Annotated in this window: 7 protein-coding genes; all 7 read left to right on the top strand. The window is 72.3% G+C overall.

The annotated features are described in order from the left end of the window. Positions 1–95 precede the first annotated feature (95 nt). Genes COA07_RS02910 through trxA form a run of 7 tightly spaced genes read left to right on the top strand, consistent with a single transcriptional unit; the run spans position 96 to position 11429 of the window. On the top strand, positions 96–2432 hold the full coding sequence (locus COA07_RS02910; RefSeq protein WP_096640413.1) for a sensor histidine kinase: 2337 nt from the start codon (positions 96–98) through the stop codon (positions 2430–2432). Beyond that, positions 2429–2887: a tRNA (adenosine(37)-N6)-threonylcarbamoyltransferase complex ATPase subunit type 1 TsaE gene (gene tsaE, locus COA07_RS02905; protein ID WP_066712673.1), complete on the top strand. Its 459-nt coding sequence runs from the start codon at positions 2429–2431 to the stop codon at positions 2885–2887. Before COA07_RS02910 ends, tsaE begins: the two co-directional genes overlap by 4 nt. Continuing rightward, positions 2884–3867 (top strand): aminoglycoside phosphotransferase family protein, encoded by a 984-nt coding sequence (locus COA07_RS02900; protein WP_174525851.1) that lies wholly within the window; start codon positions 2884–2886, stop codon positions 3865–3867. Before tsaE ends, COA07_RS02900 begins: the two co-directional genes overlap by 4 nt. Continuing rightward, positions 3864–4619, top strand: coding sequence for a nucleotidyltransferase family protein (locus COA07_RS02895; protein ID WP_066712670.1), 756 nt, complete (start codon positions 3864–3866; stop codon positions 4617–4619). The genes COA07_RS02900 and COA07_RS02895 overlap by 4 nt, the downstream gene beginning before the upstream one ends. Positions 4620–4641: 22 nt before the next feature. Continuing rightward, positions 4642–7608, top strand: coding sequence for a double-strand break repair protein AddB (gene addB, locus COA07_RS02890; protein ID WP_096640412.1), 2967 nt, complete (start codon positions 4642–4644; stop codon positions 7606–7608). Continuing rightward, positions 7605–11060: a double-strand break repair helicase AddA gene (gene addA, locus COA07_RS02885; RefSeq protein WP_096640411.1), complete on the top strand. Its 3456-nt coding sequence runs from the start codon at positions 7605–7607 to the stop codon at positions 11058–11060. The genes addB and addA overlap by 4 nt, the downstream gene beginning before the upstream one ends. 48 nt (positions 11061–11108) lie before the next feature. Next, a complete protein-coding gene (trxA, locus tag COA07_RS02880; RefSeq protein ID WP_066708317.1) occupies positions 11109–11429 on the top strand; it encodes a thioredoxin in 321 nt (106 codons plus the stop codon). Positions 11430–11617: the final 188 nt, after the last annotated feature.

The raw sequence follows: 11617 nt of genomic DNA, 5'->3' as shown, positions 1-11617 counted from the left end.
CATGGCGCATGATGAGTGGCGTCGCGTGTTTGCGATGCGCGTTCCGTAGCGTAGGGATGTTCGATGCCCGCGCCTAGAATCCGACACTTTCCCCGATGATCGTCCTCCATCCGACCGTGGCCGTCCTTGCCGGTGCCGTCATTCTGGCGCTGATCGTCGGCGGGGTTGCGTTGCTGGTGGCCGGGTGGCGTGCGCGGACGGAGGCGGGCGCGGCGGTGGCGGGGCGCGACGCGCTGGAGGGGCTGCTGTCGGCGGCGCCGATGCAGCCCGTGGTGGTGCGGCCCGATGGCGCGGTGGAGATGGCGCCGCGCGTCGCGGACTGGCTGGGGCTGTCGGCGACGCCGACCTATCTTCAGGAACTGGACGCGGCCGGCTGGGGGATCGAAAGCGCGGAGGCGCAGGGGCTGGTCCATGATCTGACCGCTTGCCAGCGGTCGGCGCGCGGCTTCGTGCGGACGGTCCATGCGCGCGGCGGCGGACGCACGCTGACCGCGCAGGGTGAGCGGCGCGGCGATGCGGTGATCATCTGGTTCTATGATTCGACCGCGACCGAGGGCGAGATGCGGCGGCTCCGCGGTGAGTTCAACGGGCTGTCGGATGCGTTCGAGGCGCTGACCGGGCTGGTCGAGGCCGCGCCGCTGCCGATGTGGTATCGCGACCCCGACCTGCGGCTGGCGATGGTCAACAGCGCCTATGTGACCGCGGTGGAGGGCGGCGATGCCGCCGATGTGGTCGGGCGCGGCGTGGAGCTGGTCGAGGGGTCCGGACAGGGCGGGCCGGCGGCCGGCGCGGCGGCGGCGCAGGGTGCGGGGCGGCCGCAAAGCCGGGTGCTGCCCGCGACGATCGGCGGCGCGCGCCGGTCGCTGATGATCCACGACGTGCCGCTGCCGATCGGCGGCGTGGCGGGCTATGCGATCGACATCGAGGAACTGGAGCAGTCGCATGCGCGCGAGCGGCGGTTTGCGGATGCGCAGCGCGCGATGCTGGACCGGTTGTCGGCGGGCGTGGCGCAGTTCGCGCGCGATCGCAGCCTGGTGTTCTGCAACCAGCCGTTCCGGCGGATGTTCGCGATGCGGCGCGAGTGGCTGGCCGACCGGCCGGAATTCGACCGCGTGATGGAGCGGATGCGCGAGGCCAATCGCGTGCCCGAGGTGCGCGACTTTCCGGGGTGGAAGGCGGAGCGGCGCGGCTGGTTCGTCCAGGCGGAAGGCGCGATCGAGGAGAATTGGCACCTGCCGGGCGGCACGCATCTGCGCGTCGTGGCGCAGCAATTGCCCGACGGCGGGCTGATGCTGATCTTCGAGGATCGCACCGAACAGGTCCAATTGGCGAGCGCGCGCGACACGTTGCTGCGGGTGCGCACGGCGACGTTCGACAATCTGTTCGAGGCGCTGGGCGTGTTTTCCGCCGACGGCAGATTGCAGTTGTGGAACAACCGGTTCCGCGCGCTGTGGGATGTCGAGGAGGAGTTCCTGAGCGCGCACCCGCGCGTCGATGCGATCGCCGAGAAGGTCGCGCCCAAGCTCGCCAACCCGCGCCGCGCGCGGCAGATCGCCGAGCTGGTGCGCGTCGCCACCGCCGAGCGGCAGCAGCGGGCGGGGCATATCTCCCTGTCCGACGGGCGGCATTTCGAGTTTGCGGCGGTGCCGCTGCCCGATGGCAACGCGCTGTTCACGATGCTGGACATCACCGACAGCCGCGCGATGGAGCAGGCGCTGCGCGATCGCAACGACGCGCTGGAGGCGGCGGACCGGGTGAAGACGCAGTTCGTCGCCAACATGAGCTACGAATTGCGCACCCCGCTGACGTCGATCAGCGGTTTTGCGGAAATGCTGCACGGTGGCTACGCCGGGGAGATGTCCACCGATGCGATCGGTTACCTCGACGCGATCCTCGATTCGGTCGAGCGGCTGGGCCTGCTGATCGACGATGTGCTGGATCTGACGTCGACGGGGACGGGCGCACGGCCGCTGGAGAAGGGCGATATCGACGTCGGGGCAGTGGCACGCGCCGCCGCGGACGCGGTGCGCGGCTCGGCCAAGCGCCATCACGTCGAACTGGCGGTGGAGATTCAACGCTCTGCGGGACGGCTTACCGGCGATGCGCGGCGGATTCGCGAGGTGGTGGAGCACCTGTTGCGCCATGCATTGAGCGCGTCGCGGGCGCGGGGACGCGTGCTGTTGCACGTGGACGGAAACGCCAAAGCGGCCCGGATCGTCGTTTCCGACGACGGTGCGGGCATGTCCCCGGAAGCCGTCGCACGCGCATTCGACCGTTTTGCGCAGGAAGGCGTCGCCGCGGCGGGCGAACGCGCGCTGGGCCTTGGCCTGCCGCTGGCCAAGCAGTTCGTCGAGGCGCATGGCGGCACCATCCAGCTGGTCAGCGAGCCGGGGCAGGGATCGCTGGTGACGGTGGAGCTGCCGCGGCGATGACCACCGGCGAACTGGCGCTGGCGGACGTCGCGGCGACCGAGGCGCTGGGCGCGCGGCTTGCCCCGATGCTGCGCGCGGGTGACGTCGTGACGCTGTCGGGCGGGCTGGGCGCGGGCAAGACCAGCTTCGCGCGCGGCGTGCTGGCGGCGCTGGGGCTGGAGGAGGAAGCGCCCAGCCCGACCTTCGCGATCGTCCAGCCCTATGCCCCGCCCGAGGTGCGCCTGCCGGTGCTGCACATCGACCTGTACCGGATCGACGACCCGCGCGAGATGGACGAACTGGGCATCGACGAGGCGCTGGCCGATTCCGCGCTGCTGGTCGAATGGCCCGAACGGGCCGGCGCGGGCCACTGGCCCGACGCGCTGGCGCTGACCTTTCATGCGACGCCGGATGGCGCGCGTCGCTTGACTTGGACGGCGCCGGCGGCATGGGAAGCGCGATGGCCATCCCGATGACCCCGCCCGGCGGCGCGGCGGAATTTCTGACCCTTCACGGCTGGACCGGCGCGCGGATCGACCCGCTGGCCGGCGATGCCTCGTTCCGGCGCTATTTCCGCGTCCATGACGGCGCGCGGCGTGCGATCCTGATGGATGCGCCCCCGCCGCACGAAGACCCGCGCCCGTTCGTCACCATGGCGCGCTGGCTGGCGGAGCGATCGTTCGCGGCGCCCGCGATCCTGGCGCTGGACCTGGAACGCGGACTGGTGCTGCTGGAGGATTTCGGCGACGATCGCCTGCGCGAGGCGGCGGATGCCGACGCGGTCGCCACCGTGCCGCTGTACGAGGCGGCGGTCGACCTGCTGGTGGCGCTGCGCGCGCATCCGGCGGGCGAGCTGCGCCCGTACGACCGCGCCGAGTTACAGCGCGAGGCGGGGCTGCTGACCGAATGGTATTGCCCGGCGGTGGGCGCGGCGGCCGATGTCGCGGGATATCGCGCGGCATGGGATGCGGTGCTGGACCGGGCCGAGCCGCTGGTGCCGGTGGCGGTGCTGCGCGACTACCATGCCGAGAATCTGATGCTGGTCGGGCCGGAACGGCGCATGGGGCTGCTGGATTTCCAGGACGCGCTGGCCGGGCACCCGGCCTATGATCTGGTCAGCCTGTTGCAGGATGCGCGGCGCGACGTCGATCCCGCGCTGGAGGATCGGATGCTGGCGCGGTATCGCGCCGCGACCGGCGAAGGGGATTCGTTCATGGATGCGTATCACGTGCTGGGCGCACAGCGGAACGCGAAGATCATCGGCATCTTCACCCGGCTGTGGAAGCGCGACGGCAAGCCGCGTTATCCCACATTGTGCCCGCGCGTGTGGGGCTATCTGGAACGCGACCTGACGCATCCGGTGCTGGCGCCGGTGGCGCGCTGGTTCGACGACAACCTGCCGCCCGAATGGCGCGGCGACCCGATGGCGATCGCGACCGCGCGGGGGCTAGCATGAGCCGCCCGCGCTACATCCGCCCCGATCCGGGCGCGCGCGTGCCGACGACCGCGATGGTGATGGCGGCGGGCATCGGCAAAAGGATGCGCCCGCTGACCGCGACGCGGCCCAAGCCACTGGTCGAGGTGGCGGGGCGCACGTTGCTGGACCATGTGTTCGACCGGCTGCGCGCCGCGGGCGTCGCGCGCGCGGTGGTCAACGTCCATTATCTGGCGGATGCGCTGGAGGCTCACCTGCGCCACCGCGTCAAGGATATCGAGGTGATCGTATCCGACGAGCGCGCGGCGTTGATGGAAACCGGCGGCGGGCTGGTCCAGGCACGCGGCCTGCTGGGGGACGAGCCGTTCCTGGTCGTCAACAGCGACAATTTCTGGCTGGACGGCCCGACCGACGCGATCCGCCAACTGGCGGCGCGGTGGAACGACGAGGCGATGGACGCACTGTTGTTGCTGGTGCCCTATGCCCGCGCGCACAATCATGGCGGGCAGGGTGATTTCCACCTGGATGCCGCCGGGCGGATCACCGGGCGGCGCAAGCCGGGGCGGGTCGCGCCGTTCGTCTATACCGGGGTGCAGATCGTGTCGCCGCGGCTGATCCGCGACTGGCCGGAGGGGCCGTTTTCCACCAACCTGTTCTGGGACCGCGCGATCGCGGCGGGGCGCGCCTATGGACTGGTGCATCAGGGATTGTGGTCGGAGGTCAACGTGCCGGGCGCGATCGCGCGGACCGAGGCGATGCTGGCCGATGGCTGACGCGCGGGGCGGGCGGCGCTGAATGAGCGGCCCGCGCCTCTACACCATACCGGCGCACCGCGCCTTTGCCGACGCGCTGGCCGCCGGGCTGAGCCGCCGGTTCGGCGGCGACCGCATGGCGCTGGCGCGCGGCATCGTGCTGGTCCCCAACAATCGCGGCGCGCTGGCGGTGAACGAGGCGTTCGTGCGCGCGAGCGGCGGCGCGCTGCTGCTGCCGCGGATCGTCGCGGTGGGCGGCGACGATCTGGAGGCGGCGGTCGGCGCGGCGCTGGACCCCGCCGATGCGGTGCCGCCGCTGCCCCCCGCGATCGACCCGCTGCAACGTCGCATGATCCTGGCGCGGCTGGTGGAGGAGGAGCGTGCCGGCGCGGGCCGCCCGGTCGATGCAGCGGAGGCGGTGCGGCTGGCGGGCGAACTGGCGCGCACGATGGACCAGCTGATCGTCGAGGGCATCGACCCGCGGCGGCTGGCGGAGATCGACCCGGGCGAGGGGCTGTCGGCGCATTGGGAGACCGCGCTGCGGCTGTTCCGCATCGTGCTGGACCGCTGGCCCGCCGAGCGCGCGGCGCTGGGGCGGATCGACGCGGCGGAGCGGCGGGTGACGCTGCTGGACCGGCAGGCGGATCGCTGGCGGCAGGCGCCGCCCGCGGGCTTCGTGTGCGCGGCGGGGGTGACCGATCCGGCACCCGCGGTGGCGCGGCTGCTGCGCACGGTCGCCGACCTGCCGCAGGGGATGGTGGTGTTCGCCGACCTGGACCTGTCATTGCCCGAGGAGGAATGGGAGGCGCTGGGGCCGCACGCACCCGATCCCGCGACGGGGCTGCGCCGCCGCTCGATCGAGGTGCATCCGCAATTCCACCTGAAACTGCTGCTGGAACGGATGGGCGTGGCGCGCGGCGAGGTGGCGCGCTGGAGCGATGCGAGCGAGCATGACGCGACGGCGGCGCGCGGGCGGGCGATCGCCAATGCGCTGACCCCGGCCGCCTTCACCGCGAAATGGACGCGGCTGGATGCGGCGGGGCGCCGCCTGACCGGGGTGGAGGCGGCGGAGCTGGCCAATCCGGCGGAAGAGGCGCAGGCGGTGGCGCTGATCCTGCGCGAGGCGCTGGAGCAGCCGGGGCGGACCGCGGCGCTGGTCACCCCCGATCGCGCGCTGGCGCGGCGCGTGGCGGCGCATTGCCGGCGGTGGGACATCAATGTGGACGACAGCGCGGGGCGACCGCTGGCGATCCTGCCGCCGGGCACGTTGCTGACCGCGATCGTCGAGGCCGCGGCGCAGGATTTCGCGCCGATGGCGCTGCTGACGCTGCTGAAGCATCCGCTGGTGCGCAGCGGGGCGGATCGGGGTGCGTGGCTGGACGCGGTGCGGCGGCTGGATCGCGCGCTGCGCGGGCCGCGCCCGGCGCCGGGGCTGGACGGCATCGACCGCCACCTGCGCGACGCGCCGGAACGCGAGCGCGCGATCCGCGCCGCCGCGCTGCCGGGGTGGGAGGCGATGCGCGCGCTGCTGGAGCCGATCGGCGCGACCTTCGGCGACGGGGCGGCGACGCTGCCGCGGCTGGTCGCGTGCCTGCGCGAGGCGGCGGACCGGCTGGCGGGGGAGGCGGCGTGGAGCGGCCCGGCCGGGCGCGCGGCCGCCGACCTGCTGGCCGCGCTGGAGGAACAGGCGGAGCACGGGCCGCGCCGGGTGACCGCCGCCGGGTTCGTCCCGCTGCTGCGATTGTTGATGGATGAGGTGGCGATCCGCGCCCGCGCGCACGAGGGGCATCCGCGGCTCGCTATCTACGGCCTGATCGAGGCGCGGCTGCAATCGGCGGACGTGATGGTGCTGGCGGGTCTGAACGAGGGCGTGTGGCCGGGCCACCCCGCGCCCGATCCGTGGTTGGCGCCGCGCATCCGCGCCGAACTGGGGCTGCCGGGGCTGGAACGCGGGATCGGCATCGCCGCGCATGATTTTGCGCAGGGGCTGGGCGCGCCGCGCGTCGTGCTGACGCGCAGCCGCCGCGATGCTCGCTCGCCAGCGCTCGCCTCGCGCTTCTGGTTGCGGCTGGAGGCGATGGCGGGCGACCGGTTCCCGCGCGCGACCGCGCTGGAGGGCTGGACGCGCGCGCTCGATCGGGCGGGGACGCCGGTGCCGGCGGCGCGCCCGGCGCCGCTGCCGCCTGTGGCGCTGCGCCCCAACGTCATCTCCGTGACCGAAGTGGACCGGCTGAAGGCCGATCCGTTCGCTTTCTATGCGCGGCGCATCCTGAAGCTGATGCCGCTCGATGCGGTGGATGCCGATCCCAGCGCGGCGTGGCGCGGCACCGCCGTGCATGCGGTGCTGGAGGCATGGGCGCGCGACGATGCGTGCGATCCCGACCGGCTGCTGCCGCGCGCGGTCGCGCTGCTCGACGATCCGGCGGCGCACCCGCTGCTGCGCGCGCTGTGGCAGCCGCGGCTGATCGCGGCGTTCGAATGGATCGCCGCGCGCACGCTGGAGGATCGCGCAGGCGGGCGGCAGGTCCTGGCGGTCGAGGGGCGCGGCGAGGCGGTGGTGGCCGGCATCCGGCTGAACGGGCGGTTCGACCGGATCGACCGGATGCCCGACGGCGGACTGGGCATCGTCGACTACAAGACCGGCAAGGCGCCGTCGGTCGCGGCGGTCAGGGGCGGGTTCAATCTGCAACTGGGGCTGCTGGGCGCGATCGCCGAGGCGGGCGGGTTCGAGGGGGTGAAGGGGACCGCGACGGCGTTCGAATATTGGTCGCTGGCGAAGAAGGGCGATACCTTCGGGTCGGTATCCAGCCCCGCCGATCCGTCGGGCAAGGGCGGGCGGATCGTCACCGACGATTTCGTCCGCGCCGCACGCGACAGCTTCGCCGAGGCGGCTGCACGCTGGCTGACCGGCGAGGAGCCGTTCGTCGCCAAGCTGCACCCGGAATTCGCGCCTTATGCCGAATACGACCAGCTGATGCGCCGCGACGAATGGTACGGGCGCGACCGATGAGCGCGGGCAACACGATCCGCCCGCTGCCGGTGCTGAAGGGCGAGCAGCTGCGCGCCAGCCGGCCGGAGGCGCATGTATGGCTGTCCGCATCCGCCGGCACGGGCAAGACGCAGGTGCTGGCGGCGCGCGTCTTCCGCCTGCTGCTGCGCGGGGTGGAGCCGGCGGCGATCCTGTGCCTGACCTTCACCAAGGCGGGCGCGGCGGAGATGGCGGCGCGCGTCAACCGCCAGCTGGCGGCGTGGGTGCGGATGGCCGACACCGATCTGGGCGCAGACCTGATCGCGTTGGGCGAGCGGCCGACCCCGGCGCTGGTGGCACGGGCGCGCACGCTGTTCGCCAAGGTGCTGGACGCGCCGGGCGGCGGCCTGCGCATCCAGACGATCCACGGTTTCTGCCAGAGCCTGCTGGCGGCCTTTCCGATCGAGGCAGGGCTGGTCCCCGGTTTCCGCCCGATCGAACCGCGCGAGGAGGCATTGCTGCGGCGGCAGGCGCTGTCCGACCTGCTGGTCGACGCGGAGCGCGAGGGGCGCCGCGCGCCGGTCGAGACGATCGGGCGGCTGAGCCTGCGGCTGGGGGAGCAGGGCGCCGAGCAGTTCCTGGCGGAATGTTCGCGCGCGGGCGCTGCGCTGGAGGCACTGCCGGCCGGGATCGCACCGTTCATCCGCCGCGCGCTCGACGTGCCGGCGGGGGATATCGAGGAAGCGGTCGCGGCGGGGTGCGCGGCACTGGACCATGACGCGATCAAGCGGATCGGCGCCGCGAACCGCGCATGGGGTACCGCGACCGGCAGCGGCTTTGCCGACACGATCGCGCGCTGGGTGGCGGCGGACGGCGCGGGGCGCGTCGCGATGCTGGCGGACCTGATGAACGTGGTGCGCACCGGCAAGGGCGATCCGCGCAAGGCATCCGCCAAGCTGATCGCCGCCGACCCGGATTACGAGGCGATGGCCGCGCAGCTGGGCGAGGACTGCGCCGAGCTGCTGTCGCTGCGCGTGCGGGCTGCCTATGCCGATCTGCTGGGTGCGGCGCTGGAGGTGGGGCGCGATTATGCGCGCGGCTACGAAGCGGCGAAGCGGCGCGCCGGGGCGGTCGATTTCGACGATCTGATCGGCGCGGCGGTGGCGCTGTTGCAGCAGGAGGGGATCGGCGAATGGATCCGCTACAAGCTGGACCAGATCACCGAGCACGTGCTGGTCGATGAGGCGCAGGACACCAATGTCGCGCAATGGACGATCATCCGCGCACTGGTGGACGAATATTTCGTCGGGCGCGGCGTCTATGCCCCGTCGGTGCGCACGCTGTTCACGGTCGGCGACCTGAAACAGGCGATCTTCGGCTTCCAGGGCACCGACCCGTTGTTCTTCCAGGCGGCCGAACGCTATTTCGCGGAAAAGGCGGAGGAAGTCGCGGGCGACGACCTGATGCCCGAGGACGAGCGCGGGCTGCCGTTCGACCGCCTGTCGCTGACCGATTCGTTCCGGTCCACCGCGCCGGTGCTGGAATTCGTCGATGCCGCGATCGAGACGGTCGGCGCGGCAGGGCTGGGCGCGGCCGACGCGATCCCGCCGCACGCCAGCCGCGTCGCGGGGCCGGGCGAGGTGGCGCTGTGGCCGGTGATCGCGGCGGGCGCGAGCGAGGCGGAGGACGCCGGCGAGGAAGGCTGGATCGACGATGCCGTGCGCGACAATGCTGCGCGGATCGCCAAGACCGTCCGCCGCTGGCTGGACGACGGGCTGATGCTGGAAAGCAAGGGCCGCGCGCTGCGTCCCGAGGACGTGATGATCCTGGTCAAGCGGCGCGGCGAGCTGGCGCAGCTGCTGGTCGCGCGGCTGTATGCCGAGGGCGTGCCGGTGGCGGGTGTCGACCGGCTGCGGCTGTCGGCGCCGCTGGCGGTGCAGGATCTGCTGGCGGCGGTACGGTTCGTGTTGCAGCCCGAGGACGACCTGTCGCTGGCCAGCCTGCTGGTATCGCCGCTGATCGGGTGGACGCAGGAAGAGTTGATGACGCGCGCCGCGCCGCGCAAGAGCGCGCTGTGGCCGCACCTGCGACGGACCTGCGCGGCGGAGCTGCTGGCGCCGATCGAGGCATTGCTGGCGCAGGCGGATTTCGACACGCCGTACCGGTTCCTGGAGATGATCCTGTCCGGCCCGATGGACGGGCGCCGCCGGCTGCTGGCGCGGCTGGGCGAGGAGGCGCGCGACCCCATCGAGGAATTGCTGAACGCCGCGCTGGATTTCGAGACCAATGCGACGCCGTCGCTCCAGCGGTTCCTCGACTGGTTCGAGCGTGACGAGGTGGAGATCGTGCGCGATGCCGCCGCGCCGCTGGACGCGGTGCGGGTGATGACCGCGCACGGATCGAAGGGGTTGCAGGCACCGGTGGTGATCCTGGCGGATGCGACGTCCGATCCGGATGCGGCACCGCGATCTACGCTGTCATGGACGCCCGACGGCATGAACCGCGCGCTGCCGGTGTTCCGCCCGCGCAAGGCCGAGCGGGCGGGCGCGATCGACGCCGCGCTGTCCGACGTGGAGCGTCGCGAACGCGAGGAGCATTGGCGCCTGTTCTATGTCGCGGCGACGCGCGCGGAGGAGAAACTGGCGATCGCCGGGTCGCTGAGCGCGAAGTGGAACGGGACGCCGCCGGAGGCGAGCTGGTATGCCGCCGCGGCGCGGACGCTGGATGCGCTGGGCGTCGCTCCGGCAGAGGAAGGGGCGGATGCGCCGCCACGGGTGTTCCGCGGCGCGGTGCCGGCGGCGGCCGTGCCGGTGCGCGCGGCGCGAGAGGCGGCGGTGCCGGCCGGTGGTGACCTGCCCGAATGGACGCGCCGCATGGCCCCGCGCGAGCAACTGCCGCCGCGCCCGCTGTCGCCGTCCGCGGTGGGCGATGACGAGGTGGCCGATCCGCCGCCCACCCCGGCGATGCGCGCCGCCGCCGAACGCGGGCGGTTGATGCACGCACTGTTCGAACGGCTTCCCGCCTTGCCGGCGGGGCAGCGCGCGGCGGCGGCGGACGCGTGGCTGGCGGCGCGCGGGGTCGTGGACCGTGCGGCGATCGTCGCGCCCGTGCTGGCGGTGATGGAGGATGCCGCTTTCGCCGACCTGTTCGCGCCCGACGTGCTGGTGGAGGCACCGATCAGCGCGATGCTGCCGTCCGGCCGGGTGATCGCGGGGACGATCGACCGGCTGCTGGTGGCGGACGGGCGGGTGCGCGTGATCGACTACAAGACCGGGCGGCGCGTCCCCGCCGATGCGGCGGGCGTGCCGGATTTTCACGTGCGGCAGATGGCGGCCTATCACGCGGCGCTGGAGGTGATCTTTCCGGGGCATGTGATCGAGGCGGCGTTGCTCTACACCGCCGGGCCGCGGCTGGTGACGTTGCCCCCCGATATGCTGGCGGCGGCGAAGGCGCGCTTTGCGGGGCCGGAGCAAAGCTTGGTTCATGGTGGTTGAGCGGGCGGCACGCGCACCCTAGCTTGCGAACAATCGAAGGAGACAGACATGGGCACCAAGACGATCACCGACGCCAGCTTCCACGACGATGTCATCAGCGCCGACAAGCCGGTGCTGGTCGATTTCTGGGCGGAATGGTGCGGCCCGTGCAAGATGATCGGCCCGTCGCTGGAGGAGATCAGCGACGAACTGGGCGAGCAGGTGACGATCGCCAAGCTGAACATCGACGAGAATCCCGATGCGCCCGGCCGTTACGGCGTGCGCGGCATTCCGACGATGATCCTGTTCAAGGGCGGCGCGCCTGCAGCGACCAAGGTGGGCGCGGAACCGAAGGGGCGGATCAAGGCCTGGCTTGAAGGCGAGCTGTAAGCGCACACCAGACAAACGTCATGACGGGCGGCGGCAGGCGATGCCACCGCCCGTTTTATCGACCGGCCGATGAAGGTCTGGCGGAGGCGGGCTGACGGCGTCCGATGCTGTCGACGGCAAAATGGATTACCCATATCGGATAATCTAACCTGTTTGTGGAGGTGACGCGCCCCTTTCGATGGCAGCGA

The organism is Sphingomonas adhaesiva (assembly GCF_002374855.1).
In the GTDB taxonomy this organism is placed as follows: Bacteria; Pseudomonadota; Alphaproteobacteria; order Sphingomonadales; family Sphingomonadaceae; genus Sphingomonas; species Sphingomonas adhaesiva.
The sequence above is the reverse complement of the archived record's forward strand: the minus strand, read 5'-3'. Positions and strand labels throughout refer to the sequence as shown.

Excerpts from the sequence above, each read along its gene's own strand:
- tsaE (WP_066712673.1), top strand. The coding sequence starts at position 2,429 with ATGACCACCGGCGAACTGGCGCTGGCGGACGTCGCGGCGACCGAGGCG.
- addB (WP_096640412.1), top strand. The coding sequence starts at position 4,642 with ATGAGCGGCCCGCGCCTCTACACCATACCGGCGCACCGCGCCTTTGCC.
- trxA (WP_066708317.1), top strand. The coding sequence starts at position 11,109 with ATGGGCACCAAGACGATCACCGACGCCAGCTTCCACGACGATGTCATC.
- COA07_RS02910 (WP_096640413.1), top strand. The coding sequence starts at position 96 with ATGATCGTCCTCCATCCGACCGTGGCCGTCCTTGCCGGTGCCGTCATT.
- COA07_RS02900 (WP_174525851.1), top strand. The coding sequence starts at position 2,884 with ATGACCCCGCCCGGCGGCGCGGCGGAATTTCTGACCCTTCACGGCTGG.
- COA07_RS02895 (WP_066712670.1), top strand. The coding sequence starts at position 3,864 with ATGAGCCGCCCGCGCTACATCCGCCCCGATCCGGGCGCGCGCGTGCCG.
- addA (WP_096640411.1), top strand. The coding sequence starts at position 7,605 with ATGAGCGCGGGCAACACGATCCGCCCGCTGCCGGTGCTGAAGGGCGAG.